This window comes from Opitutia bacterium ISCC 52 (genome assembly GCA_014529675.2).
Lineage (GTDB): Bacteria > Verrucomicrobiota > Verrucomicrobiia > Opitutales > UBA2995 > UBA2995.
Window position 1 is genome coordinate 2862882 of sequence record CP076040.1, and the last position, 26166, is coordinate 2889047.

A 26166-nucleotide genomic window follows, 5' to 3' on the forward strand; every position below is an offset into this window, starting at 1 on the left:
TAACAGGCTGACAAAAACCTCTTAGTCATACCCCCCCTGTTATGGAATATAGAAATATTGGCCGCACAGGCCTGAAAGTCTCCGAAATTTGCCTAGGCTCAATGACCTTCGGTCTCTACACGGACGAAACGGAAGCCGACCGCATGCTCGGTCTCTCCATAGATGCCGGTGTCAATTTCGTGGATACGGCCAACGCTTATATCGGTGGAAAGTCGGAAACCATTCTCGGCAATATCATGGGCAAGCGCAGGGAAGACCTGGTCTTAGCTACGAAATTCTTTAACCCGATGGGAAAAGGCCCCAATGATTCCGGCTGGTCTCGGTCACACTTAATGAAATCAATTGAGGACAGTCTCAAGCGATTGAAAACCGACTACATCGATATCTTCTATATTCACCACGTAGACATTCAAACGCCCATTGAGGAAACACTTCGCGCACTGAACGATCTGGTGAGCCAAGGCAAAATCCGCTATCTGGCATGCAGTAACTTTGAAGCCTGGCGCATGATGGACGCCCTCTGGATCAGCGACCACCACGACTGGTCCCGCATAGAGTGCTACCAACCTCAATACAGTCTCTTAGTTCGGGACATCGAAGATGAGCTCATTCCTCTTTGCCAACACAAAGGCGTTGGAGTGGTGGTTTGGGCGCCGCTCGCAGGTGGATTTCTCACGGGAAAGTATCGACCAGGTGCAGAACGTAATCTTGAGGGAACACGTTCAGCCGATGGATGGTGTTTTCCAGATCCTTTTTACGCGGCTAATTCAGAAGACATCTTAACCACCTTGCTGGAAGTCGAAGAAGACCTGGGTCGCAGCCCAGCTCAGGTTGCACTTCGTTGGGTGGTAGAGCAGCCTGCGATCACATCCGCCATTGTGGGCGCCCGAAACTGCGAGCAACTGAAAGACAATCTCCTCGCTGGCTCATGGAAGCTCGATGATGCTTCTCGGGTGAAATTGACTAAAGTATCCGAGCCTCGGGTACGCTACCCGAAATCCATGGAAACACCCATGCTTCCTCGCCGACAGGATGCCATCGACATGCCAAGCCTGGCAGACCCTAAATCCGAATAGTTCTCAAAAACCCATAAGCATGAAAGACTACCTTCTCTTCAAAAAATTCATTATGCCGAAGGCTCTTCAATTCTTATTCTGGGCTGGCATTGGAGGAACCCTTTACGGAAGTTGGTGGTTATATGCGCACAACAACTGGGCGTGGATCATGTCACTGGTTTTTGGGCCACTCGCTACACGCCTCATATTTGAGAGTTTCATTCTTCGCTACCAAACTTACCTTTGCCTAACAGAAATCAGGGACAAGCTTCATGAATCGGAGTAGCTTCATAGCCCTATTTGTTTTCTCATTACTGTGCACCTCTGTACCCTGTGTGGCCGACGAAGGAACTTTGATCCTCACGGTTAAGGTAAAAGGAGCCTTGCCTGATACAGGCCAAATATTTCTTTCACTCTTCGCATCCGAGGATGACTACCTCAAGGAACCCTTGAAGTACAAAGAAATTAAAGTCGATGATTCCGGAGAGGTTCTTTGGTCCTTCAAAGATCTTCAGGCGGGCACCTATGCAGTCAGTGCAATCTACGATAAAAATTGAAATGGAAAACTGGATACAGGATTTCTAGAAATCCCCAAAGAGCCCATCGGCATATCCAACGACGCAAAAGGAACCTTCGGACCTCTCTTTTTTAAGAAAACATCCTTTCCACTAGATCATTCGACCGAGATCACCGTAAACCTGACTAAAGTATAAGACTGAAAAACCTACTTCAGTTTTGCCAAGTTCCTCGTCTTCTTGAGCGTCATATCAAAGCCTTCCTTCGAAAGACCAGGTTCGTTCTTCGGCAACTCAGGAGCAAGGTCGGTAGGAACAAAGCTCTTGAGCTGAGCGAGCACTTGAGCCGCTACTGGGTTATCACTTCGGATAAGGTTTTTATGCTCATAAGGGTCAGACTTGAGATGATAAAGTTCATTCACTCCATCTCTTCGTTGAATGTAGTGCCAATCTTCATACACCACAGAGTGGTTTCCATAACCTTGCGTTGTTACAGTCGGGTAAGGCCAGTCTTGAGTTGGATTCTCCAGCAAGGGAACAATGCTACGTCCATCAATATCGGGTCGAGCAGGAAGGCCACAGAGATCAATCACCGTAGGATGCAAATCAAGCAGGTTAACCGCATGCTCACAATCCTGAGCTTTGTCCATACCGGGCAAACGAATCATTAGAGGAGCACGAGTAGACTCCGCCCAGAGAGAGCCTTTCCGGTAGCGCAGCTTTTCACCCAAATGCCAACCATGGTCTCCCCAGATCACGACGATGGTGTTGTCTCGATGCGGACTCTTGGCAAGTCCATCAAGCACAACACCCACGCAATCGTCGGCAAATGAGCTGGAGGCCATGTAAGCTCGGGCAGCGCGTTTGTAAAGTTCATCAGATTGCGAAGTCCACAAATAATCAAGGGATGCTTCGTAGGCAGGCTCACCTTTGGCGTTGAGCACATCGTCGAAGTCGTTCTCGTCTACCACAGGGGCGATCACTTGGTCCAAAGGATAGCGGTCAAAATACTTTTGAGGAACATACCAGGGCAAATGCGGTTTGGAAATTCCCACGGCGAGGAAGAAAGGTTTCTCGCTAGGCTCTTGCAAAAGATCTGCAGCCCATTGCGCGGTCTGATAGTCCGACATTTCTTCCTTTCCACCAATAGTAGGCCCCCAGCCAAATTCAGATCCTCGTGGATCCGCGTAAGGTGAATCTTTCATCTTTTTCCCTCCATAGACTCCTTCCCGTCGGGAGTAATATTTCGTTTTATCCACCGGCGCTCCACCCTCTCGAGGCAACCAGGTATCCCACGCCCACTGGCCACGATCGAGCCCATGCTCGCTGGCATGAGCATGAAATATCTTTCCTTTATTGATCGTGGTATATCCGTTTTTGGAAAAATACTCCGGCAAGGTGGCATACTCCTGAACCAAAGCAGATTTAAGCATATTATGGCTGTTACCGTAGGCACCGGTTCGATCGGGCATGAAGCCAGACATCATGGCGGATCGCGATGGGCCACAAACAGGACCTGCACAATGCGTGTTTTGAAACACCACGGCCCCCTTTTCAGCAAAACGATCCAAGTGAGGCGTTAACATCTGGGGATTGCCATTAAACTTCCCCGCCCAGTCGTTCAGGTCATCAATGGAAATGAGGAGGACGTTGGGACGAGAGTCCTGAGCAATAGACAAACATCCAATACACGAAATGAAGAAAAAAAGGGTAACCCGAAAGAAAGTCATAATTCCAGCGTACTTCTTTAAAAAATGTAGGAGCAAATTTATTCGCGACCCATTGCAGTACGCGTCGCGATTAAAATTGCTCCTACAGATATCAAATAAAAGGACGGAACTTGGCTACTTAGTGTATTCCCCATTCACCATGCGCATGATGCCTGATGGATTACCATCTTTGAGCTCATCAGGCAGCAGTGACTGAGGACTGCTTTGGTAAGCGACCAAGCGAATAAAACGTTCTATGGCGTGGGTACCGACAGAGGTACTTCGTCCATCGGAAGTTGCTGGGAATGGCCCGCCATGAACCATCGATGGGCATACTTCGACACCCGTTGGAAAGCCATTGTATACTATCCGGCCAACCTTGCGTTCCAGAATGGCCACCAAATCGGCATAGTTTTCTAAATCCTGTTCCGTACCGTGGATCGTAGCGGTTAGTTGTCCATCGAGCTCTTCGGCTACGGCCAGCAAATCTTCTTTGGTGTTCCAACGAACCAAGGTCGTTTCAGGACCAAAGATCTCCTCACTGAGTGACTCGTCCTCGAGAAAGGTATCAGCACTCACTTCGAATACCGCGGCTACGCCAGGACAACCAACGCCATCGTCATCGTTCACGACCAGGGTATTCACTTTCTCGTTGCCACTCCTGGAAGCGACTCCACCTGTATAGGCACTGTGAATACTCGGATTGAGCATGATAGCAGAAGGCGCTTTGGACATTTCTTCTGTAAAGGAAGAGACAATAGCATTACCCGTCTTGGAAGACTCGACTAACACGACCCCTGGATTGGTGCAGAACTGCCCGACTCCCATGGTTGCAGATACCTGAAGCCCACTGGCCAAGCCTGGACCGTTAGAAGCGGCAGCACCCGGTAAAATAAAGACAGGGTTTACACTTCCCATTTCTGCGTAGACCGGGATCGGCTGAGGACGGCTGGAAGCCAATTTCATTAAGGCCGTTCCACCAGCAGTCGAACCGGTGAATCCTACTGCCTGAATCGCAGGGTGCGTTACCAGAGCTGAACCCACCACTCTTCCACTACCATGAAGTAAGCTAAAGGTGCCTTCTGGCATACCCGTTTCTGCGATGGCGGCCAGAATGGCTTGGCCCACGAGTTCAGAAGTACCTGGATGAGAGGAGTGAGCCTTTACAATGACAGGACAACCTGAGGCTAATGCTGAGGCTGTGTCACCTCCGGCTACCGAAAAGGCTAAAGGAAAATTGCTGGCTGCGAATACAGCAACCGGACCCGAGGGACGTTTCATCGAACGAATATCCGGCTTTGGAATAGGCTGGCGATCTGGTAAGGCGGTATCGATCCGAGCTTCCACCCAGGATCCTTCTTCAGCCACCGTTGCAAAAAGCCTTAACTGGCCCGTGGTTCGACCTGTTTCACCTTGGATGCGTCCTTCTGGAAGGCCTGTTTCAGCCATGGCACGCTGAGTAAGCGTATCGCCTAAGGCTTCAATCTGATCAGCGATTGCTCTTAGAAAATCAGCGCGTTCAGCTCCTGTCTTACGGCTGTAATACAGAAAAGCATTGTTAGCCAAATCAGCGGCCCTATTGGTTTCGTCGGCTGAAGCTGCGTAAAAAGGCGGCTCAATCTCGTTGGCAGTGGAAGGATCAATCGCGTTGAAGGACGAATCGCCCAGCGCTCCCGTAGAGGATCCAATCAATGATAGTCCATTTATTTGCATAGTATCTGAGTGTGATAAAAATGTGTTAGCTTACAACAGGAACTCCAAGATCTTTGTGATTTATTCCTGTTTTAGACATCACGGCCTCCGGGAACTCACGCTGAATGAGGTCGTAAACCAGTTTACTGCGACGAACTCGCTCTCGACTGAGGTTCAGGGCTGTGGTTTCGAGGTGTTTTCCGGATGGATAAATATCGGGCGAATTGCGTAGCCCGAGCTTCACATAAATAGGCGCGGAAAACTTGATCATATCGGGTGTTTCAAAGTGGCGTAGAAATCCACCAATCCCGTCGGGTGCTTCAATGTAGATATCCAAGGGCTTGGTCACGACTTGCCGGATGGCACTGAGCTGAGCCACCGAAAGATCGGTGGATACATTCACAGTATCAGAGCCAATATCCTCCATCAGTTTTGCCGAAGCAGGATTGGCCGGCATCATCACGGCGGATGACTTCACAATAAGATCAGCAGGCAAGTCGCCACTGTCGCGCAGGTCTTTAATCATTTTGATCAAACCCACGTCCGCGATCAGGACACTTCGTATACCTAGCTCAACAGCCCGATAAATATCATCAAGACTGTAGCGCAACTGATCAGCTCCACGAACCTGCCACTGGATAAATTTCCCAACCGGGGCATTCCAGGCACCTCCGATATCAAACCCGGCTCTTGGGGTAGTAAAAAGACAAACTTCAATATTTCGGTCGGCACCGATTTGAGCCATCTCGCGAATCTCATCGTCACTGAGCATCTGAATCCCGCTGCCCTGACTAATGCGGTGGACAGGACAATCCAGCTTATCCGCTTCTTCAAGCACGGTTCGAAAAGCCTGAGGACCTTCCGTGCTTGGAATTTCGATACGGTATTGAGCTCCATCTTCAAAGGTCGATAACGAAGGAGTGGAAGCATCCACCAAAGGGAGATTGAGTTTCTTAAGAGCGTCTTCGGATGACTTCATAACTGAAAAAGGGGAAGTGTGTGTTTAGTAAGGTAATGAAACTTAGAAGCTGAAGTTACGAGGCCAGTAATATGTAAACCCCAGAACTACGATGAATGATCTGAGGCTGAAATGGGCCGAGCAAGCACTTTTGATCCTCCAGAAGCCCAGCCAGCCCATATAAATTTATTACAGTAAAGGGACTAAATGCAACACTAATGCTATATAAACCTCAACGGGGCACACTACGTTCTGCATTCACCAGGTAGAGATGCGCCAACAAGCGATTGAGAAGAGACTCAACGAGGGCCGGATATTTGTCCGTGACTTCATTTCCTTCTTCAGTGGGATTAGGGTAGACTTTGTAGAGCTCATGGTTAGCCAGTGTGCCATCTTTGTTCCAGTAGACCATGAGCTTAAAATCGTTTTGGCGAATGGCAGACATAGCTCGACGCGGACGGTGAAAGAAGAGGGCTTGTTGAGGGCGTTGAAATTGACCCGCAGTTTTATCGGATAAGAGAGCCTGGATATTCACGCCATCCACTTCATGAGTGAGTTGATCGGGTTTTCCACCAGCCAAAGCATGAAAAGTGGGTAGAAAATCATATCCAGCAACCGGAGTCCTGCTTAAAGATCCAGCTTCTACCCCAGGGCCTACCACAAAGAATGGTACCCGAATTCCGCCTTCTAACAAATGGTGCTTGGCTCCGGACAAGGGATGATTGGGAGCCATCGCTTTATTATCTCCTCCTGGCACAGTACCACGGCCGCCATTGTCAGTTGTGAAGAAAACATAGGTGTTATCCTTGATTCCCATATCGTCAACTGCATCGAGCAAGCGACCTACCCCATTGTCTAGTTCTTCCAGCATCGCTGCCCAGGCCTGAGTATAGCCTCGGTCCGGTGACCCCTTCTTTTGGTATTTCTCCAGGAGGCTTTCACGAGTCACTACAGACAAGTGCTGGGCGTAATAACTGACCTGCACATAGAATGGCTTTTCGGCTCCAACCTGCTCATTCATGAAATGTATCGCATGATCCGTGACGGTAACGGTTCGTTTGGGGTCTTCGTTGTCAATAAAGTGAGGCGGACCTTCGGCGTGATTCCCCGATGCAATCCCCAACGACTTGGGCATGCCTCCTGTCATATTCCCAGTCATCCCATCGCTGGCATCATAGCCACATTCCTCAGGCGTGGAAATCATCTGCTCACCCCATTTTCCAAAATGAGCGGCTCTGTAATCAGGGTTCGCAGCCTTCAGTGCCTTCGGAATCGTCAAATGTTCAGCAGGAATCCAATTGGGGCTGGCGAACTCCGTCCCACTCCTCACCGCAGTCGTGCCGCAGAGAATCGCCCTTCTTGTGGGTGTGCACAATGGAGCTGGTGAGTACCCACTGGTAAAGCGGCGCCCCTCATCCATCATGCGCGCCATATTGGGAGCCTCCAAATAATCGGACTTGGAGGAACTCACCTTGGGGTCCATGAGATCAGATAACTGGCTCCAGCCCTGATCATCGGTAAGAATGAGAATGATATTGGGCGCAGCCCAACTGGATGCAGTGAAACCTCCAATCAGAAGACACAGGGTAACGAGACGACTTAAGGATAGAAACATAAGCGTAAGCTTAAGGTCGAATTGAAGTTGATCAACTCCTCTGTTTTCTAACAATCAAAGCTATGGACACCCCAAGACATACCCGCAGACACTTCATTCAAACAGCCGCAGCCTTAGGCGCCGGCACGATGCTCCCATCCATTCTCCAAGGAGCAGGTCATGCCAATGCGTCGAATCCAATGGCGGGACGACTCTACAAAACCCTCAAGATTGGCATGATCAAAGTGGAGGGATCTTTGACCGATAAATTTAAAGCAGCCAAAAAGGCCGGATTCATGGGCGTTGAGATGAACTCGCCCGGTATGGACATCGCGGAAACGAAAAAAGCAATCCGCGAAAGCGATTTTCCGGTAGATGGAACGGTGGGCAGCACACATTGGAAAATTCGCCATTCCGATCCAGATGTAGAGACGCGTAAAGAAGCGCTTAAGCTTCTCAAACAAGCATTACGCGACACGCGAGCCGTCGGGGGGCATACTTGCTTATTAGTGGTAGGAAAAGGCGAAGACGGATCAGTCAAGGAGGTGAACGATCGGTCAATTGAGAATATCCATAAGGCTCTGCCCTTGGCCGCAGAACTTGGTGTATCCATTTGCATCGAGAATGTCTGGAATCAGATGCACTACGATCATGGTGGCGATTCCAATCAAACAGCAGATGAACTAGTCCGCTATGTGGACGCATTCGACTCTCCCTGGGTCGGGATGCAATTCGATATCGGCAATCACTGGAAATACGGATCGATGGGCGACTGGATTCGCACACTTGGCAAACGTATCATCAAGCTCGACGTCAAAGGTTTCTCACGCGCACAAGGTAAGTTCATGGCCATCGGTGAAGGTGACATCGACTTCGCAGACGTTCGTAAAGCACTGCACGAAATCAACTACCATGGTTGGTGCGCTGCCGAAGTAAAAGGTGGAGATTTCGAAGCCTTAAAGACGATCTCTGGACAAATGGATCGCGTCTTTGGATTGTAGGGATGTAGGTCCTACTGAGATCGAACGACCCTCAGGGATGACACGGTGTCATTCCAGTTCCCAGGAAAGCTCTTCATGGTCGGTTGATGAATATCGAGGGTGATAGACTCGCCTCCAAAATCCTTGGCCTGATAAAGGATAATTTTAAAGCCACGCTCCACCATCACCGAGGATAACTTATCGTTCCAGCGCTTATCCCTTAAGTTGGAAACTTGCTGCCCATCATAGAGTGCCATGTATCCTCCTTGAAAATTGGCATCCTCATAAATCGTCCCTGCATAGCGCGGTTGTCCTTTGGAGTACAAACCTTCCCCATTTTTAGAAATGATCTCAAAAGAGGAAACAGCGTCATTCCAATTCCGCTTCTCAGGATCCCGACGACGAAGATCGTTAAGATTGGAAACTGACTCGTCGATCCGCAGTGAATGTCCCTTAAAGTTGGCATCTTGAAATAAGATGACCGAATAATCACCCTTGATGTAAATGGAAGAGATACGGTCATTCCATCTTCCTCGCGATTGTGCGACTCGATTCAAGTCACCCACAATTTCCAATTTGTCGTAAGTCAAAGACTGGCCACTGAATCCGCCATTTTCATACATCCTGACTTCTCCCACCTTGATACTTGTGGTCGGTCTCGCTTGAGAAACAGAAGCCTGAGATGGTGGAGAAGCATACACCCCCGCCGTGCGCAACAATCGCAGCGATCCAACAGGTCGGTTACGAATGCGTCTCATGTCAGAGATGCTCTGAGAAACCTTCATCAAGTTTCCTTGAAATCTCGAGTCATTGTAGAGGTGCAAAACAATGTCCCCATAAATTTCCACAGAACCGACCATATATTCCTGAGACGGCCAGAGTCCTGTGCTGTCCAATTGGCTTATAGCACCCATTTCTTCGCCCGGCACTAAGCGGTAGGAGGCCCCTGAGTAATTTTGCCCCGAATAAAGCACCGCATACCCATTCTCGATATTAGTTTGCGCTAGGCTTGAGGTCGTAAGAAACGACAGCATAAGCAGCAAAACAACGGAATAAATAGGACGAGAATGATTCATAAGCGGAATCGAAAAGCCAAGATACTAGATCAAGGTTGCCAAGTACCTAAAGGATCAAATGCGGGTTCTATCAATTCGCTTTTCCAAGCCTCAAACGCTTTGTTTAAGCGGTTTACCTCCTCTGGATGACCTGCAGCAACATCTGTTTTTTCACCAATGTCTTTAGAAAGTTGATACATCGAAGTACTATTTTCATTCTCCAACACCACCAGTTTGTAATCTGCTACTCGTGCGGCTCCTTGACCGGCATCCCATTTCAGCCAGAAGAGAGACTCGTGGGGCCTTCCTTTATTTTTGCCGGTTACAAAAGGCATCAAGTCCACACCGTCGAGCGGACGATCAGTGGCAATTTCAACACCCGTCAGCTGGACCATGGTGGCCAGGATATCCAGTGAGCTGATCGGATAGTCGTAATCGATTCCCGCAGGAACCTTCCCCGCCCAACGGAAAGCAAACGGCACTCGCATACCACCTTCGTAGATCGAACCTTTCCGATCACGCAGTGGTGTATTGACCGAACCGTTGTTGGACGCTCCTCCGTTATCAGACAGAAAAAACACCAGGGTGTTTTTATCTAGATTCAGCTCGTCCAATTTATCGAGCACCCGCCCTACCCCGTCGTCCACTGCGCTGATCATGGCCGCATAAGTCTTACGGAGTGGATCTTCAATATGATCAAATCGACTCAGGTATTTCTCCGTCGCCTGCATCGGCGTATGCGGGGCGTTGTAACTCAGGTACAAAAAGAAGGGTTTTGTAGAATTTCGCTCAATGAAATCGACCGCCTCATTCGACAGCTCATCGGTTAAATATTCATCTGTCTCGATGCGCGTCTCATTTCGCAAGAGCTTCGTATTGTACCAACCACCTGCTCGATCAACCGATTCGATGTCCGGATAAATTAGGTCCTCGGGGAAGTAGCGGTGTCCTCCAGCAACAAACCCGTAGAACTCGGTAAAACCGCGCACATTGGGACGAAAGCGTGGATGCGTACCCAAATGCCACTTACCGATAACCCCCGAGTGGTAATTCACCTTCTTTAGAATCTCAGCTATGTTCTCCTCTTCGACAGGGAGTCCCGCTTGCGAATCAAATGGATTGAGAGTCGGATTCCGTTGATAGCCAAATCGACCTTGATAACGACCGGTGATCAGCCCTGCTCTACTCGGTGAACAAACAGGATAAGTCACATAACCATTTGTGAACCGTACTCCTTCATTAGCTACTCGATCGATATTTGGAGTCGGGATGTCAGTGCAGCCATTGAATCCTACATCCCAGTAGCCCTGGTCATCCGTAAGGATGATAACCAAGTTCGGATTGGGGTTTTGAGCAAAGCTACCCACACTCCCAATGAGAATAAGAATCAGCGCAGCAAAAGAAAATCGTTTCCCATAAAGCATAAGCAAAATTACATAGCAGATTTGGCTGAAAAAAAGAAGCAGGAAGCTGAATCGACCCTAGTCTTAAGATTTTTCAAAATCTTGTTTCAGCGCCTCACCCTCTTCATTGGATCGAACTTCTAACTTCAAACAGGTAAATTGATCAAACAACTTCCGATGCGCCTCTAGTGAAAACTCATCTTCTCTCGTTTCGTATTCTTTGACCCAATCTAAAAGAAAATCCAAGCACTCGTCTTGCTCTTCTTTGGAAGCATATTTGTGGGACTCCCAGGGTCGAGCCCTGCAATTGTCAATGCAGGTTTCAACTCCAGGGTTCATAAAAATCAATTGAGTTGCTTTAGGCATAAAGTGGCTGATTAAGCCGCTGTAACATCCTTCAACCACCCATTGTTCGGATGAGCCAATAAAAGCATCCATCTTTTCTATACTGACAGCTTCATCTTCTCTTACACCTGGTTGATCCGCTTTCCACGCCACTGTATCCAAATCCAGGTACGCAACGAAGGGAGCCGACCCATTGATTTTTCCAGGGTCGATTTGCCAGAGCCCGAATTACCAAAAATGAGAATTCTATTCACAACAAATAGAAAGACAGTTTTCAACCGTGGAAGAAAACAAAAAAGCAAGTGAGCCTAAGCCCTCCGACTATCCACGCATATGCTTGATGATGCGTTTAACCGAATCACTGACGTTGTCGAGATCGCCACGGTCGGATTCTCCAGCCAGACGCCGGGCCTCCTCAGCATTCTCAGCCATTTCTTCCACCGTCTTCGTTCTTAGACGGGCGGCTCCTTCATAATCATCCTTCGTAGGAATGGGCCAGCCAACCTCAGCGCGGTGAGTTTTTATCTTGGCGATCTCAGCTTTGTATTGAGGCATCCAGGGTTCAAGAGCGATGAGCATTTCATCCGCCATTTGCCAGACCTCCGGTGGGTTGCAAACCGCACCCGTCAGGGGGTCAAGCAGCATGGACTGCTTCAGTAACTCAACATCCCCATGAACCGCAGCTTCCATAGCCATCCGTTGAACGGTGATGCTGTTGTTACAAATTCCGGCAAGCCCCAGAGGAAGGTCACCAACAACAGGCATGTTGATGCCGTTAGCATCCACATAACCGGGTGCCTCAATTATGGCATCGTCGGGCAAGTTGGTGATCACTCCATTATTTACCACGTTGAAATGTCCTCGATAAACATGTCCCGTTTCCAAGCCTTCGATGATCCAGCTACCATGCTCATGACTGCGTGCCTCCTGTTTGTAATCAAAGGGCGGCTCTTTCAACCAATTGGGGAAATCCGTATCAAACCAGTTTCGTGACTCCGTACAAATACGCAAATAGCCTCCCGTCTCACCCAAGATCCAACGATTCATGTTGATCCAGTTATTAATTTCATCGGGGCGCTTACGGTACCAAGCCAAATACTCGCTGACGTGTCCGTTGGATTCGGTGCAGAAATAGCCAAAGCGTTTTAAGATATCGATGCGGAGTTTTTCCTCCTGACTGATCACCGGATGGCTCTCCATCGCATCGAGTAATTTTCCGGTAAGGTCTTCGCCTTTGTGTTTTAAAGAAACAAACCACGTCTGGTGATTTATGCCCGCGCAAATCACATCCAGTTCTTCCAGAGGAATATCAAAAGCTTTAGCAATCAGCTTCGTGTCGTTTTGCACTCCATGACAAAGACCAATGGTGCGTACGCCGCCATACTTGTTACAGGCCCAGGTGTTCATAGCCATGGGATTGGCGTAGTTGAGCATCAGACAATTCGGTGCCGCCACTTCGTGTATATCCTTACAAAAATCCAACAAAGTATTAATCCCACGCTGAGCATAAAAGATGCCACCGGTGCAAAGCGTATCGCCAACGCATTGGTCCACCCCATATTTCAACGGGATGTCGACATCGTGCTGAAAGGCCTCCAATCCTCCAACGCGGACCACGCATATAATGTATTTGGCATCCTTGAGCACCTCCCGACGGTCGGTGGTTGAGTAAATCTTAATATCCAATCCATTCGCGTCGATATCCCGCTGAGCCAGCTGCGTAACCATGTCCAGGTTTTGCTCAGATATATCTGTGAATGAAATACGGATGTTCCGAAATTCTGGGACTGCGAGGGTATCGCGAAGTATCTTGCGTGTGAAGCCGACACTACCGGCACCGATAAAAGCTATTTTGAAATCATTTCCCGCCATAATACACTCAGCATAACCGATCTCAGAATAAAATGCATTTGCAAAAATGTGTTTTTGCACTTTTGTGCGTTTAATGCGGATAAGAAATGTTCAATTCATTTCCGGCTCTAGCCTCAGGCTACCCCTTTACTGGCAGGCGGTGGGGCATGAGCACATAAAGACATATAAATACCGGTTCGAAGGGCATAAACGTCCGTAATTAAAGCTGCTCTGGCAAGTTACCCTATCCGGGACTGACCACCTAAAAATCGCCAACAATCGGCCCATTAAATTGCCCAAAGGTGCGAGTTTTATGGCTCAATTCCCCAGCGACCACACCTACTACTATTCCAAACAAGAGAGTCATTGGGAATTTGCCTACATCATCTTGGCAGGCCCTGCTATTCCTCATTTACTGGAGCGTATACGGAATCGCCCAGTAACCGTTTTCAACCACTCCATAGATCCACAAATACAGAAGAAGGTGCTGGATATGATTCACCAGTATCAAGATGGCATGGATGATGGTTGGAAGTGCATGTCTGAAGCAGGTGACATTCTATCCTTACTATTGAAAGAAGAAGCCCAGTGCGACGACCGAGTGAACACGAGTCGTAGAATAGCCCGCGATCCGGACATCCTCGATCCAATTGTAAAGAATCCGGGACTCACCATATCGAAGAGCGGTTGGGCGGAAGAAAAAGGTCAGCCGCGCTTTCAGCTCTACCGACAAGTAAAAGCCAAGACAGGCGTGAGCCCAAAAGATGTGCGAAACCAACAGCGTGTGAAAGAAGCCATCCGTTTTCTGAAGCGAGCCAAGCTCTCAGTGAAGGACATAGCCACCCTATCCGGATTTAAAGACCAGGCTTACTTCTGCCGCTTCTTCAAAAAGCAAACAGGATTTACGCCAACGCAGTGGCGGCAACGGTTTGGATCGGAAGGGTCAGCTGATTCGCGGAGCAAAGCAAAGGTGTCAGTGTTCAGGTGTCAGGAAATCGGTTCTTCCCTTAGCCTTTCTCTATTTCCAGTAAAATTTCATCAGGGATCCTTGAGCAACGGCGCCCTCGGCGAGGTCGCCGAGCAAGCCGTCACGCGGAGGCAACAACGATGTCTTTAGAAATAGAGGAAGAGGAGGAGTATGAGAAAGAGCCCCATGGGCATAAAAAAACCGCCTCCAAACGGAGATGGTTTTTAAAAGTATTAACTCTTCAGAAACTACTCAGCTTCTTCGAGTTCTCGGGCTTCGTTAATGATCTCGGCAAAGGACTTGGCATCCAAGGATGCGCCTCCGATGAGACCTCCATCGATGTCGGTTTGCGAAAGAAGCTCCTTCGCATTACTACCCTTCATAGAACCACCGTATTGGATGCGGATCTTTTGGGCGATTTCCTCGCCGAACAGATCGGTCAAAATCCCACGAATAGCAGCGTGTACTTCCTGAGCCATTTCTGGAGTCGCTGTTTTGCCAGTGCCGATGGCCCAAACGGGTTCATAGGCAACTACTAAACTTTCAGCATCTTCGTTTGAGACATTCGCAAGTCCTCCACGTGTTTGCGTTTCAACGACCTGCAATGTGCTTCCGGATTCGCGCTCCTCAAGAGATTCACCCACGCATAGGATGGGTTTCAGGTTATTGGCAAATGCAGCCAAGACCTTCTGATTGATAAAGGCATCTGATTCCTTGAAGTATTCACGACGCTCACTGTGCCCGAGGATCACATAGGTAGCGTAAAAGTAGCGCAGCATCTCAGCAGAGACCTCACCAGTGTAGGCTCCACTGGCAGCAGGGTGCATATTTTGACCACCCAGCTTTACTGGGGAATTTTCCACCACTGTGGCAACGGAATCCAAGGAAGTAAAAGGAGGACAGAGGACAGCTTCAACAACGGTCTGTTCTCCTACTTCTTTTACCACGCCTTCAGCGAGTTCAACGGACTCGCCAGCGGTTTTGTTCATTTTCCAATTTCCAGCGATGATGTATTTACGGTGCTTTTCCATGTTCTAAAATGTCTGTTGTAGTTAAATGGTGTCGAGTGAGCTGACGCCGGGCAATTCCTTCCCTTCAAGAAAGTTCAAGCTAGCACCTCCTCCAGTGCTAATGAATGAGACTTTGTCGTCGTTGCCGCTGTTCTTGATGGCTTTTACCGAATCCCCTCCCCCAATAATAGAGATCGCATCCTGATTCGCAGCGACGGCATCGGCTACTGCAAATGTGCCTATGGAACAGGCTTCGATTTCGAATACGCCCATAGGACCATTCCAGAGAACCGTTTTGGATTCAGCGACAACCTGTTTATAAAGTTCAACGGTTTTGGGTCCGATATCGACCCCTTCCCAACCATCGGGAATGTCGCCTTCAACAACGTCCATCTCACCCACTGAACGAGAACCAAAATCAAGTGCATTAGTGATCTTAGTATCGATCGGAAGCAGGAAGCGCACGCCCTTTTCGGCAGCCTTATCAATGGCTGATTGAGCGACGTCCACTTTGTCCGGCTCTGAAAGGCTATCCCCTACTTTCTTTCCATTGGCCAAGGCAAAGGTGTAAGCCATGGCACCTCCAATGATGATATTGTCGGCTTTTTCCAGGAGACGGTCGATGACCTTGATCTTATCGGAAACTTTGGCGCCGCCGAGGATGACCGTGAATGGCTTCACCGGATCTTCAGTCTTATCTCCAAGAAATGCTAATTCGCGTTCTATAAGCAATCCGGCAACATTCGTATCGACATGAGCAGTGATCCCTGCGGTGGATGCATGGGCTCGGTGAGCGGTTCCAAAAGCATCGTTTACAAATACATCGGCCAAAGAACCGAGCTGTTTTGCAAACTCAGGATCGTTGCCTTCTTCGCCAGCGTGGTAGCGAACGTTCTCCAGCAAAAGGACTGACCCTGACTGGAGCGCATTCACAGCGGCCTCTACATCGGAGCCAACGCAGTCTTCTGCAAATTGCACGGGCATACCCAGCTGCACGGCCAACTCTTCGGCGGCAGGCTTGAGGCTGAATGCCGGATTGGGCTGCCCCTTAGGGCGTCCCAAGTGACTGGCGAGGATTACTTTGGCACCAGCCTCTATTAAACGCTTTATGGTTGGGAGTGCAGCAACGATACGGGTGTTGTCGCTTACTTTACCATTTTCGTCTAAAGGAACATTGAAATCGACACGAACGAAGACGCGTTTGTCCTGCACGTCGATATCACGGATAGTTTTCGTTTTGGCCATGACCAACTAGGAAAAAATTTGAGGATGCGGATTTGAAGGCCTATATTGGCCTGAGTCAAAAAAGAAGCCGCGATCCATGGATGTGGTTCGCGGCTTCCTGATGACATAAAGATGTTAGAGGTAAGTAGCTACCTTCTTCAACAAGTCTACGCAACGATTGGAGTAACCCCACTCATTGTCGTACCAAGAAACAAGTTTGAAGAACGTATCAGACAAACCAATACCTGAACCAGCATCAAAGATGGAAGATGCTGGGCAGTGAATAAAGTCACTGGAAACAACCTGGTCTTCGGTGTATTCTAGAATACCCTTCAAAGGTCCTTCTGCAGCAGCTTTCATGGTGGCACAAATTTCTTCGTAGGAAGTGGCCTTTTCAGTTTTCACGGTCAAATCGACAACCGATACGGTTGGAGTTGGAACGCGAAATGCCATACCTGTTAGCTTACCTTGAACTTCAGGAAGTACGAGACCCACTGCCTTAGCGGCACCTGTTCCAGATGGAATGATGTTCAATGCAGCGGTACGTCCACCCTTCATATCCTTTGGAGAAGGTCCGTCTACGGTTTTTTGTGTGGCGGTATAACTGTGAACCGTGGTCATAAGACCTTCAACGATTCCGAAGTTTTCCAAGATAACCTTAGTGACAGGAGCCAAACAGTTGGTCGTGCAGGAAGCATTTGAAATCAAGTTATCGTCTGCGGAGAGATCTCCGTCATTCACACCCATAACAACGGTTTTCACGTTACCCTTACCTGGTGCTGAAATGATTACTTTCTTCGCGCCGGCATCCAAGTGACCTTGTGCTTTGTCGTCAGCTACGAAAAGACCGGTAGACTCAATCACAACATCTACTCCAAGCTCACCCCAAGGAAGGGCTGCGGGACCTTCGCGAACGGAGAGTACCTTAATGCTTTGACCGTTAACGACGAGCGAATCGCCGTCATGGTCTACAGAGCCGTTAAAACGACCTTGAGTAGAGTCATATTTTAATAGGTAGGAAAGGTTTTCCGCAGGAACAAGGTCGTTGATAGCAACAACGTTAAATTCTGTTCCCAGGAGACCCTGATCAACTAGCGCTCTGAATACCAGGCGGCCGATACGACCAAACCCGTTAATTCCTATATTTACTGCCATGGTTAGCTATTTTTTTAGGTTCTATGTCTGTGTAAAAAGTGATCAGAAAAACTGAAGCGGATACTTATGAACTTCAGGGGCACTGCATGGCAAGTGTTTATATGTAACGAAAAGGGCAAATAAGAAACAGCTTACCATATCATTAGAAAAACAGGCAGAACGGCCCATCTCAGGCGCTAGCTACCCCAAATGGCCTCCTGAATTCGTCTCAGCTCAATTTTTCGATGAAATCCAGAGGGCGCAGGATACCGAGGGCATTTTGAGTCGAGACTCGAGCGGGATGAGAGCTGTCTCCAGGCCAGCAGCATCAAATCGCTCGGAATCAGCGACTTGAACCCAGTTTGAGTCTAAATCCAGATCATCCAGCTTAAATTTGCAGGAATAGGTCATCGGATTCACCACAAACAGCAATTGTCCGCCATTCTGAGTCCTATTTGCATTATAAAACACGGCGAGCCCAGCTCCGGAAGTTGCCGGGTAAAACTCGAAAAATCCCTCTTCTGGGAATGTATCTAGTCGCAGGAGTTCGCCTGACTCAGATTTGCGAAATTCAATCCAATCACGGGAATAGCTGTGAGTGGCCGCATAATCCACCTGACGTTGATAATCAAGTCCATTGATATCCCCCAGCTGATAGGTATTTTTAACACCCCACTTGCTCCGGAGGAAATCCTGCCCTTGAGCAAGCATCGGCGTGCCATGACTCATCATCAATATACTGAGCATCAGATGTGTGCGACGACGGTCTATCGGCGTCGGGTAGTAGCCGTTATGCCCGGTGTTTAGAGTAATGTCGTCCAGCCAGGTCCGATCGTCATGTGACTCCGTATAATTTACCGTTTGGCTAGGGCGTGCCACCGAATCGCGTGAACCTTGCAAGAAATACCGAAGCGATCGGTAATCCCCCTTCCCCAAAATGTAGTGTTTAAGGAAATCACGATAGCCGTCATTCCAGGACAGATAATGGGTATGCTTGAGATCTGAGCCGAGGTGGCCTCGAAAGCTCCAAGGTTCGGCTATGAGGATCACATCGGGATGCTTTTCCCTCACCACATTCTCCACCTCGCGCAATGAATCCAGGCCAATCAGCTCCGCTAAATCAAAACGAAACCCATCCACCCCGTAGAATTCGATCATATGCAACAGACTATCAATGATGAGCCGCTTGCCCATGGGAGTGCTGCAACGAAGGTCATTTCCACATCCACTCCAGTTACTCAGCGTGCCGTCAGATTGTAGCTCAAAATAGTAGAGCTTATCGACAAACAGAAGGTGAGCCGGCTCACCCACATGATTGTAAACCACATCAAGAATCACGGCCAACCCTGCTTCATGAAAAGCTTCAACGAGTTCCTTAAACTCACCCACCTGACTCGCTCCCAAAGGATCGCTCGCATAAGTGCTTTCAGGTGAGAAATAATTCACCGTCATGTAGCCCCAATGATATTCCTCCTTGGTGTGCGCGTCATTCTCCTGAATAGGCTGAAGCTCGACGGCATTCACTCCCCACTCTTTTAAATAGCAATGATCAGACTGAAGCCACTGGATCAATCCACGATAACCTAGTCGATCTTGAGGAGATAACTTGATCGGTGCCTTCGCAATGAGATCCCGTAAATGTGCCTCACCAATGACCAGGTCTTTCTCCTTGGGAATCTTAAAGGGACTTGGCGCTTCGAATGCGTCCGTATCAACAACAATGGCAGGACCCAAACGATTCACCACCGCCAATGCGTAGGGATCGAGAATGTTCTCCTCAGGATCAAAATGCGAAAAGCCGGCCTGAGACGGCCCATCCATACGATACCAATAGAATTTTCCGGTGAGATCTGCATCAACCACCACTTCCCAAACTCCGTCACCAATTGGAATCAGTGGATGCCGAGTGGCCTCGTCCCAGTTGTATGGAGTCTCAAGGACAATTAATTCTACGGTTGAGGCACGAGGAGCAAAGATACGGAACAGCGTATTATTCTGATGCGGAAGGGCCCCGAGGCTTAACTGAGATCCCATTTTCAGGAAAAAGTCACCAGGTGCTATGGCTGCTGCACTTTCAGGCTGAGCATCGAGAACCAGGAAATAATCCTGTGCCAGATCAATGGGCTCTTCCGTTTCGACTATGAGCAGGTGGCGACCAGAGCGATTCCGATCAATGTAGTAATTCGAGGTCCCTCCTGAATCCAAATACACATTGGTAGCTTCCGCTCTGACGGAAAACCAATGCCCTTCGTGAGACACAAATTTAAACCCATTGCCGGAATTGAAATCGATTTTCTGGATCGGGACAGAAATCGTTAGCCCATTAACACCATCCTCAGTGACTTCTTCAAGCAGCCATTCAGAGTCTCCAATCGCAGCATCCCAACCGTTAAAGTCGCCTGCCAGATAAACAGGATCCCCTTGACTCAACTGGCTTTGTGAAAGAATTTGAGGGCTGCAGTAAAAATGAACGTGCTCAGCGCTAATGAAATAAGCACTCGTCTCAGCAAATTCCCAAAAGTCAGCGTGACGGACGGAATCCAAGGGACCTTTCCCAGGGTCTATATAGAAATTCGGCATCCGAGAACGCATCCAATCAGCGGATAGTTCCGCCTGGATGGTCCGAGGAGATTGCAGCACTGCGTTTAATAAAGTAATACCTGCCATAAGGATAATTCCAGACATACCAATACGTCTGCATTGAACAGAGCAAGTAGCGAAAGCAACAATTCAAAGAAATTTCATGATTGCGGCCGATTCTCGAAGAAAGGAGAACATTTTCCCGATGCCAGGTCGCCGAAGAAATCTAATCCCACGCATGCTTAATCGTAAGATCAGCGTCCCCCACTTCGGCATGGTTCTCTGTACCCTTATTCTCCTTACAGCTTGTAAAGGCCCACATGAGCAAGGAGTGAAATACCAGAAAGGGAAAGGGCTCAGCTACATCCAAGATCAATTCGGAAATCACATACCCGATTACTCAACAGCAGGTTACAAAAACGGGTCCCCCATCCCGGACGTTCCCACTCGTTTGACACTTGAACCCTCGACGACGGATCAGGATGACACAGACCGTATTCAGCAAGCAATAGACGAACTCTCAAAGCAATCGCCGGATGCCCATGGCATCCGCGGAGCTATCCTTTTAGAAGCAGGGCATTACCAAGTAAATGGCAGGCTAAAGATCTCCACATCAGGGGTAATTCTTAGAGGTGAAGGTCAATTCGAAGACGGAACCGTCATTCATGAAACTGGGGCGGTCCGACGATCCCTCATCACGCTCAATGGCATTGATCCAGAACAAGAAGCTTACAACAAGGCTGCAGGAGGAGTGTTTCGTTATCAGCCCAGTTCAGACTCCACTTGGGAGATTGTGGATGAGTATATCCCCTCAGGAAATAGTGTCGTCCAAGTTGCGCCTGTCAGCGGTTTAAATGTGGGAGATGTGGTCATACTCGAACAGCGAATGAATCAGGAGTGGGTGAATCAGCTCGGCATGAATACGTTTCCCCCTAGACCTGACGAACAGCCCAGCGAGCCCTGGAATCCCTCAGACTTTTTTTTCAATTCGAGAGGCAAATCACCCAAATCGATGGAGGTCGCGTTCATCTGAATGCCGCGCTTGTAAATCCCATTTTCGCCCGTTTTGGAGAAAACCGTTTATTTAAGCCTACCCTGCCTGACCGCATTGAGCACTCAGGTGTTGAACAGCTTCGATTGATTTCTGAGTTTCAAAATACAGAGGCAGCCAACGATGAAAACCATGCGTGGGATGCAGTAGAGCTGGGCTTTGCTCAAGATTGCTGGATAAGAGGAATCACCAGTATCCATTTCGGTCAATCGACCGCCAAGGTTCTTCCAGAAGCCATTCGAATCACGATTGAAGACTGCGCCTTCCTAAGTCCCATCGCCAGGGACGGATATGGCCGCAAGCATGGCTTCATTTCAGCCGGTCAACAGATCTTGGTTCAGCGTTCCTTTGCTGAGGAGTGCAGCTCTCCATTCTTCATACCTGGACGCACTTGCGGCCCCAATGTATTTCTGGACTGCTACGCTGAAGGTGAAAAAAGCATCATAGGTCCGTGGAGGTATTGGGCCATGGGCACCCTTTGGGATAACGTGCATGCCAATGCACTCATGATCCGAAATCGCGGCTACGAGGGGAACGGCTGGGGTTGGAGTGGGATAAATCAACTGTTCTGGAACAGCACCGCTTTCGACTGGATATCGGTTCAAAGCCCCATAAATGGATGGAACTGGTCCATCGGTTCGCATGGACGACGCATCGCTGGATCTTTTCAAGGACTAACTGGGCACATCAGCCATCATGGAAAACCACGGTCTCCCAGAAGTCTCTATGTTGAACAACTGAAGGATCGAAAAGGTCCAGAAGCTATCAACGGGGTCATTGCCCAGAATCAGGAATCCGGAACCGTCTTTTTTCATATTCGGGATACATTGGGCGAAAAATAGGATACCTGTTTCCTATGAGCCTTCTCCCTTAGGGTATCTTCCTTTGGATAATGGAAATCCCTAGGGTTAAATCAATCAAGACCCTGTAGAGCGAAATCCCCAGGTATGGTAGAGTGTTCTCACAAAATATCTCATCGATATTTGCCTATGACACGCTAAACCTACTAGGTTTAGACCCAATGAAAAGGCCGGCCTTGAGTCGGCCTTTTCTCATTTTGGAGATGGACAATTCCATCCGCACAGCTCCGAGGGAAACCACCCCCATTTTAAAAATGAATTTGGACTCTGGTCTTGAGTTCCAAATGTTTCCCCGCATATACCCAGTTCAATGCAACGAATCCTAGTAGCCATGTCCGGAGGAGTGGACAGCAGTGTTGCCGCTTACCTGTTAAAGGAAGCTAGGCACACTATAGAAGGTTGCTACATGAAAATATGGCTGGAGGAAACAGACGTGTTTGGAGAATGTCCCTGGCAAAAGGATATTGACGATGCCCGAGCCGTTGCAGACAAACTTGGCATCCCCTTTCGGATTGTTAATCTCATCGACGAATACCGAGAACGCGTGGTCGAATACATGATCAGTGGTTACCAATCCGGCATCACACCCAACCCGGATGTTATGTGTAACCGGGAAATCAAGTTTGGAGCCTTCCTGGAATATGCCCAGAAAGAAGGATTCGATGCGGTGGCAACGGGTCATTACGTTCAATCCAAAATCAACTCTGACGGACGAACTGAGCTCTGGGAGGGAAATGATAAAAACAAGGACCAGAGCTATTTCCTGGCTATGCTCAATCAAGCACAGGCAGCGAGGGGAATTTTCCCAGTGGGTCATCTCCCAAAACCCGAGCTCCGCCAGATCGCCCACGACGCGAATTTAGTGAACGCAGACAAAAAAGACAGCCAGGGGATCTGCTTCATTGGAAAAATTAAAATGGGCGATTTTCTGCAGGAATACATTCCAGACCATCCCGGCCCCATTGTTAATGCGGAGGGCAAACGCCTCGGTACACACCAAGGCTTGCATCGATTCACTTTGGGACAGCGTAAAGGATTGGGTATACCTTCCAACACCGATAATAAATTCTATGTGGTTATCGCCAAGGACTACGAAAGCAATCAGCTCGTGGTCGCCTTCGATGAACCCGACACACCCAAGCTTTTCTCAAAGGAAGTTGTCGTCCGAGACCTGAGCTGGAATGGAACTGCCATAAGCGAACCATCGGAGCTGCTCGCAAAACCGCGTTATAGGGACCCCTCACAACAGATCGAAGTGATCCCAGAAGCAGACAAACTACGAGTACGATTCAAAGATCCCCAACGAGCGCTGACACCTGGTCAGATCATCGCCTTTTACGAAGGAGAACGACTTTTAGGCGGGGGCGTTTACGAGACGATTGTTTAGTATGAAACAGGCGCCTCTTCTTCTGTAAGACTACCAAGCTCCATATCAGGTGGCACGGTGGAGATCGATTCCTCCATCGTAGTGATACCTTCCTGAACCTTCAGCATACTATCTTGGTGAAGCGTCTTCATATTGTTACGCATCGCAATCTGCTTGATCACTGCCGTTTCGACTTGGCCATTGATACCTTCAATAAGCTGCTTACTCGTCGGCATCAGCTCATGAATACCTACACGGCCTTTGTAACCACTGTTGTTACAGTTGGGACAGCCATCGACATTAGCCCGTTTGATTTGGCCAGTCCATCCAATCGCATTTTGAAGAATTTCTTCCTCTCGCGAAGTTGGATCCTGAATTTTCCCGCAAGTCTTACAAATTCTACGCATCAAACGTTGAGCACAGATACAGACTAAGGACGCAGAAATCATAAACGGTTCCACTCCCATCTCAGTGAGACGAGCCACGGTACTTGGAGCATCATTGGTGTGCAAGGTACTGAAAAGCATGTGACCTGTAAGCGCCGCCTCTACAGCGATGCCAGCGGTTTCAGTGTCCCGAATCTCCCCTACCAGAATAATGTCAGGATCCTGACGTAAAAAGGCGCGAAGAGCAGCCGCAAATGTGAGACCGATTTTCCGGTTCATTTGCATTTGACATAACCCATCAAGGGTATACTCAAAAGGACCCTCCGCAGTCCGAATAACCGTGTCAGGACTGTTAATTTCGTTCAGTGCTGAATAAAGCGTCATGGACTTACCAGAACCCGTAGGTCCGCAGTGCAAGACCATACCATAGGGTCGACGAATTAAACCTCGATACATTTCAAGGTTTGCTTCTGAAAATCCAAGAGCAGGAAGTGGCAAAGTCGATTTTTGCTTATCCAAAATCCGCATCACAACCCCTTCACCGTGATTCAAGGGTGCGGTTGAAACACGTAAATCGATATCCAGTGGTTTGCGCGTGAATTGCTTAAAGATGATTCGTCCATCCTGTGGCTTCCGTCTCTCAGCAATATCAAGTTCCGCCATCACTTTAAGGCGAGCAATCAACGATCCCGTAACTTTCTGAGGTAAGGTCAACTTTGTCTGACAGACTCCATCCACACGGACCCGGACACGGCATTCAGTTTCCGAAGGTTCAATGTGAATATCACTACCACCAGAGAAATACGCATCTTCAATGATTCGATTTGCGAGCTGAATGATAGGAGCTGATTCCTCAGCGGACAAATCATCTTCATCCAAATCCTCGTCGGCATTATACTCCATGCCCAAAGCATCTACTACATCACCGAACTCAATCTCCGGTTTTTGCGGATCCTCAGTAAGATTTTTTTGGATATCCGCGTCGGAAGCCAAAAAGCGTATTACTTTTCTTCCGGTCTTACTCTGAACTTCACTCGTTATCGAAAGTTCAAAGGGGTTAGACAAGGCAATCAATATGTAATCCCCCACCGTGCCGAGCGGCAGTATATTCTTCTCAACACAGAAGTCTTTATCGAGATTCTCAAAGGTGTACTCAGTAACTCGATACCTTTTTGCTCGAAACGGAGGCAGACCAAAGGTTTGAGACTTTGCAATGAGTAGTTGAAATTCGCTTACACTAGACTCAGAGAGAAGCACGCTATCCAATTCCTCACCCGTGTATTCCGCTGGAGTCGCTTTTAGTTCTTCAAATTGATCATCTGCCAACCATTCCATTTCATGGAGTTTTGCGACGATCTTTAATTGGACTCTACCTATGGCCATATTATTTAAAAGTTAGGCATTTACGGTTGTGGTTTTTAACTCTTTTTCTGCGTTCTCCAATAGAGTCGAGAGCCCAACTAATTCAGTAGCAAACCAAAGTATTTTGCCTGCCAACTTCTCTTCCCACATATCAATGACTGGCTGACTCAGATAATAAGCAGTCGCCAAAAAATAGAATCCATTTTCTTGATCAAAAGGCACTGTCCAGGTGGCCCAACAATCTTCTAGAGAATACAAGGGCTCTTCTCCTTCTTCAACTCCGAGATAAGAATAGAACCCCATATTGGCGAGACCGATTTCATATTGATCCACTAGGAAATTGATCAGATCACTTTCTTTCAGCATATCCAATTCCCACATTAGAATACGCAAGAGAGAAGCTTCTTTAACATTCTGGGCATCAATTTTATCGAGCAATGCGTTATTAGCTTCTTCCAGCTGATCCAGGGTAATTAATTCATGGTTAACCAGGTTATTACCCAGAAAGCGGTTCGATCTAAGGATGATAGGTTGGATCATAATACTTTTCGGTTATAAGTCTCATCTCAACCAAGATTCAGGATACTATATCCTCAACCCTCCAAAACCTCAAAATCATATTTCAAATTGATTTTACAGAATTCCTAATAAGAGGAGTTCAAATCCCTAAAAACCAACGCCTCTAACAATCCTATTGTATGTATAAGGATCATAAAGATTCCCTAGAGAACGAAAATATCTCCATTCAATTCGAAGAACTGAATCATATGGGGAGGTGTTTTTCTACCGATCCAAAATTCGGGGCGCATCCATAATTCCACTGATCCATGAAGTATCCGACTAAAGATCATTCTAGATTGCGATTGGGAGCTCGTAATCAAAAAAGCTCAAAAGGCTTCACCGTAGTAGAAGTGATGGTCGGAGCAGTCCTTATGATGACGCTTATTGCAGGCATGCTGAACCTGATTCGACAAGGGAATCAATTATGAAAATCCGAAAGTTAGTTGTCTCAGTAGCCTGATAGTAAACCTTTCTTCCTGATGCTTTCATTAACACTGATAGCAATCAT

The 26166-nt window shown here is 48.2% G+C and carries 23 protein-coding genes and 1 pseudogene; 10 read left to right on the forward strand and 14 right to left on the reverse strand.

Features of this window, described 5'->3' with window-relative positions; translation table 11 throughout:
• Window positions 1–41 precede the first annotated feature (41 nt).
• The 4 genes from GA003_12185 to GA003_12200 are packed head-to-tail and all read left to right on the forward strand — an operon-like array spanning window position 42 to window position 1768.
• The gene (locus GA003_12185; GenBank protein ID QXD26793.1) at window positions 42–1076 is read left to right on the forward strand and encodes an aldo/keto reductase; all 1035 of its coding nucleotides are present in this window, start codon (window positions 42–44) and stop codon (window positions 1074–1076) included.
• A gap of 19 nt (window positions 1077–1095) precedes the next feature.
• Window positions 1096–1341, forward strand: coding sequence for a hypothetical protein (locus GA003_12190; protein ID QXD26794.1), 246 nt, complete (start codon window positions 1096–1098; stop codon window positions 1339–1341).
• Window positions 1328–1612, forward strand: a complete 285-nt coding sequence (locus tag GA003_12195) for a DUF2141 domain-containing protein (protein ID QXD26795.1) — start codon at window positions 1328–1330, stop codon at window positions 1610–1612. The genes GA003_12190 and GA003_12195 overlap by 14 nt, the downstream gene beginning before the upstream one ends.
• A gap of 9 nt (window positions 1613–1621) precedes the next feature.
• A complete protein-coding gene (locus GA003_12200) occupies window positions 1622–1768 on the forward strand; it encodes a DUF2141 domain-containing protein (GenBank protein ID QXD30425.1) in 147 nt (48 codons plus the stop codon).
• A gap of 11 nt (window positions 1769–1779) precedes the next feature.
• Here the strand turns inward: GA003_12200 and GA003_12205 are convergent, their stop codons facing one another.
• The 4 genes from GA003_12205 to GA003_12220 form a co-directional block, all read right to left on the reverse strand.
• Entirely contained in the window at window positions 1780–3300 is a 1521-nt protein-coding gene (locus GA003_12205) for a sulfatase (GenBank protein ID QXD26796.1), read from the reverse strand.
• Between the two features lie 114 nt (window positions 3301–3414).
• Window positions 3415–4992, reverse strand: a complete 1578-nt coding sequence (locus GA003_12210) for an aldehyde dehydrogenase (NADP(+)) (GenBank protein ID QXD26797.1) — start codon at window positions 4990–4992, stop codon at window positions 3415–3417.
• A gap of 25 nt (window positions 4993–5017) precedes the next feature.
• A complete protein-coding gene (locus GA003_12215) occupies window positions 5018–5950 on the reverse strand; it encodes a U32 family peptidase (GenBank protein QXD26798.1) in 933 nt (310 codons plus the stop codon).
• Between the two features lie 211 nt (window positions 5951–6161).
• Window positions 6162–7544, reverse strand: coding sequence for a sulfatase-like hydrolase/transferase (locus GA003_12220; GenBank protein ID QXD26799.1), 1383 nt, complete (start codon window positions 7542–7544; stop codon window positions 6162–6164).
• A 62-nt stretch (window positions 7545–7606) separates the two neighbouring features.
• On the opposite strand from GA003_12220, the gene GA003_12225 reads away from it, so the two are divergent.
• A complete protein-coding gene (locus GA003_12225; protein QXD26800.1) occupies window positions 7607–8524 on the forward strand; it encodes a sugar phosphate isomerase/epimerase in 918 nt (305 codons plus the stop codon).
• 11 nt (window positions 8525–8535) lie between these two features.
• Here the strand turns inward: GA003_12225 and GA003_12230 are convergent, their stop codons facing one another.
• From GA003_12230 to GA003_12245, 4 genes and pseudogenes are all read right to left on the reverse strand, one after another.
• Window positions 8536–9579, reverse strand: a complete 1044-nt coding sequence (locus GA003_12230; protein ID QXD26801.1) for a beta/gamma crystallin family protein — start codon at window positions 9577–9579, stop codon at window positions 8536–8538.
• Window positions 9580–9608: 29 nt separating this feature from the next.
• Window positions 9609–10982, reverse strand: a complete 1374-nt coding sequence (locus tag GA003_12235; GenBank protein ID QXD26802.1) for a sulfatase-like hydrolase/transferase — start codon at window positions 10980–10982, stop codon at window positions 9609–9611.
• 63 nt (window positions 10983–11045) lie between these two features.
• Window positions 11046–11560: pseudogene (locus GA003_12240) on the reverse strand (shikimate kinase).
• A 67-nt stretch (window positions 11561–11627) separates the two neighbouring features.
• Window positions 11628–13178 (reverse strand): alpha-glucosidase/alpha-galactosidase, encoded by a 1551-nt coding sequence (locus tag GA003_12245; GenBank protein QXD30426.1) that lies wholly within the window; start codon window positions 13176–13178, stop codon window positions 11628–11630.
• 292 nt (window positions 13179–13470) lie between these two features.
• Between GA003_12245 and GA003_12250 the strand changes: the two genes are divergently transcribed.
• Complete coding sequence (locus GA003_12250; GenBank protein QXD26803.1) at window positions 13471–14274, forward strand: AraC family transcriptional regulator; 804 nt, start codon at window positions 13471–13473, stop codon at window positions 14272–14274.
• A 98-nt stretch (window positions 14275–14372) separates the two neighbouring features.
• Here the strand turns inward: GA003_12250 and tpiA are convergent, their stop codons facing one another.
• From tpiA to GA003_12270, 4 genes are all read right to left on the reverse strand, one after another.
• Entirely contained in the window at window positions 14373–15155 is a 783-nt protein-coding gene (tpiA, locus tag GA003_12255) for a triose-phosphate isomerase (protein ID QXD26804.1), read from the reverse strand.
• A gap of 21 nt (window positions 15156–15176) precedes the next feature.
• Window positions 15177–16379 carry a phosphoglycerate kinase gene (locus GA003_12260; protein ID QXD26805.1) on the reverse strand — a complete coding sequence of 401 codons (1203 nt, stop codon included), beginning with the start codon at window positions 16377–16379 and terminating at the stop codon, window positions 15177–15179.
• A gap of 114 nt (window positions 16380–16493) precedes the next feature.
• Window positions 16494–17513, reverse strand: coding sequence for a type I glyceraldehyde-3-phosphate dehydrogenase (gene gap, locus GA003_12265; protein QXD26806.1), 1020 nt, complete (start codon window positions 17511–17513; stop codon window positions 16494–16496).
• Between the two features lie 213 nt (window positions 17514–17726).
• On the reverse strand, window positions 17727–20177 hold the full coding sequence (locus GA003_12270; protein ID QXD26807.1) for a glycoside hydrolase family 1: 2451 nt from the start codon (window positions 20175–20177) through the stop codon (window positions 17727–17729).
• Window positions 20178–20310: 133 nt separating this feature from the next.
• Here GA003_12270 and GA003_12275 point away from each other — a divergent pair, with 133 nt between their 5' ends.
• From GA003_12275 to mnmA, 3 genes are all read left to right on the forward strand, one after another.
• Complete coding sequence (locus tag GA003_12275; GenBank protein ID QXD26808.1) at window positions 20311–21105, forward strand: hypothetical protein; 795 nt, start codon at window positions 20311–20313, stop codon at window positions 21103–21105.
• A 104-nt stretch (window positions 21106–21209) separates the two neighbouring features.
• A complete protein-coding gene (locus tag GA003_12280; protein ID QXD26809.1) occupies window positions 21210–21965 on the forward strand; it encodes a hypothetical protein in 756 nt (251 codons plus the stop codon).
• A 328-nt stretch (window positions 21966–22293) separates the two neighbouring features.
• Complete coding sequence (gene mnmA, locus GA003_12285) at window positions 22294–23370, forward strand: tRNA 2-thiouridine(34) synthase MnmA (protein QXD26810.1); 1077 nt, start codon at window positions 22294–22296, stop codon at window positions 23368–23370.
• On the opposite strand, the gene GA003_12290 is transcribed toward mnmA, so the two are convergent.
• The gene (locus GA003_12290; protein QXD26811.1) at window positions 23367–25118 is read right to left on the reverse strand and encodes a GspE/PulE family protein; all 1752 of its coding nucleotides are present in this window, start codon (window positions 25116–25118) and stop codon (window positions 23367–23369) included. The genes mnmA and GA003_12290 overlap by 4 nt on opposite strands.
• 12 nt (window positions 25119–25130) lie before the next feature.
• Window positions 25131–25637 (reverse strand): hypothetical protein, encoded by a 507-nt coding sequence (locus GA003_12295; GenBank protein QXD26812.1) that lies wholly within the window; start codon window positions 25635–25637, stop codon window positions 25131–25133.
• Window positions 25638–25924: 287 nt separating this feature from the next.
• Between GA003_12295 and GA003_12300 the strand changes: the two genes are divergently transcribed.
• Complete coding sequence (locus GA003_12300) at window positions 25925–26086, forward strand: prepilin-type N-terminal cleavage/methylation domain-containing protein (protein ID QXD26813.1); 162 nt, start codon at window positions 25925–25927, stop codon at window positions 26084–26086.
• Window positions 26087–26166 lie beyond the last annotated feature (80 nt).

Coding starts and splice junctions, on each gene's coding strand:
- GA003_12185 (QXD26793.1), top strand. CDS start 42: ATGGAATATAGAAATATTGGCCGCACAGGCCTGAAAGTCTCCGAAATT.
- GA003_12190 (QXD26794.1), top strand. CDS start 1,096: ATGAAAGACTACCTTCTCTTCAAAAAATTCATTATGCCGAAGGCTCTT.
- GA003_12195 (QXD26795.1), top strand. CDS start 1,328: ATGAATCGGAGTAGCTTCATAGCCCTATTTGTTTTCTCATTACTGTGC.
- GA003_12205 (QXD26796.1), bottom strand. CDS start 3,300: ATGACTTTCTTTCGGGTTACCCTTTTTTTCTTCATTTCGTGTATTGGA.
- GA003_12210 (QXD26797.1), bottom strand. CDS start 4,992: ATGCAAATAAATGGACTATCATTGATTGGATCCTCTACGGGAGCGCTG.
- GA003_12215 (QXD26798.1), bottom strand. CDS start 5,950: ATGAAGTCATCCGAAGACGCTCTTAAGAAACTCAATCTCCCTTTGGTG.
- GA003_12220 (QXD26799.1), bottom strand. CDS start 7,544: ATGTTTCTATCCTTAAGTCGTCTCGTTACCCTGTGTCTTCTGATTGGA.
- GA003_12225 (QXD26800.1), top strand. CDS start 7,607: ATGGACACCCCAAGACATACCCGCAGACACTTCATTCAAACAGCCGCA.
- GA003_12230 (QXD26801.1), bottom strand. CDS start 9,579: ATGAATCATTCTCGTCCTATTTATTCCGTTGTTTTGCTGCTTATGCTG.
- GA003_12235 (QXD26802.1), bottom strand. CDS start 10,982: ATGCTTTATGGGAAACGATTTTCTTTTGCTGCGCTGATTCTTATTCTC.
- GA003_12245 (QXD30426.1), bottom strand. CDS start 13,178: ATGGCGGGAAATGATTTCAAAATAGCTTTTATCGGTGCCGGTAGTGTC.
- GA003_12250 (QXD26803.1), top strand. CDS start 13,471: ATGGCTCAATTCCCCAGCGACCACACCTACTACTATTCCAAACAAGAG.
- tpiA (QXD26804.1), bottom strand. CDS start 15,155: ATGGAAAAGCACCGTAAATACATCATCGCTGGAAATTGGAAAATGAAC.
- GA003_12260 (QXD26805.1), bottom strand. CDS start 16,379: ATGGCCAAAACGAAAACTATCCGTGATATCGACGTGCAGGACAAACGC.
- gap (QXD26806.1), bottom strand. CDS start 17,513: ATGGCAGTAAATATAGGAATTAACGGGTTTGGTCGTATCGGCCGCCTG.
- GA003_12270 (QXD26807.1), bottom strand. CDS start 20,177: ATGTCTGGAATTATCCTTATGGCAGGTATTACTTTATTAAACGCAGTG.
- GA003_12275 (QXD26808.1), top strand. CDS start 20,311: ATGCTTAATCGTAAGATCAGCGTCCCCCACTTCGGCATGGTTCTCTGT.
- mnmA (QXD26810.1), top strand. CDS start 22,294: ATGCAACGAATCCTAGTAGCCATGTCCGGAGGAGTGGACAGCAGTGTT.
- GA003_12290 (QXD26811.1), bottom strand. CDS start 25,118: ATGGCCATAGGTAGAGTCCAATTAAAGATCGTCGCAAAACTCCATGAA.
- GA003_12295 (QXD26812.1), bottom strand. CDS start 25,637: ATGATCCAACCTATCATCCTTAGATCGAACCGCTTTCTGGGTAATAAC.
- GA003_12300 (QXD26813.1), top strand. CDS start 25,925: ATGAAGTATCCGACTAAAGATCATTCTAGATTGCGATTGGGAGCTCGT.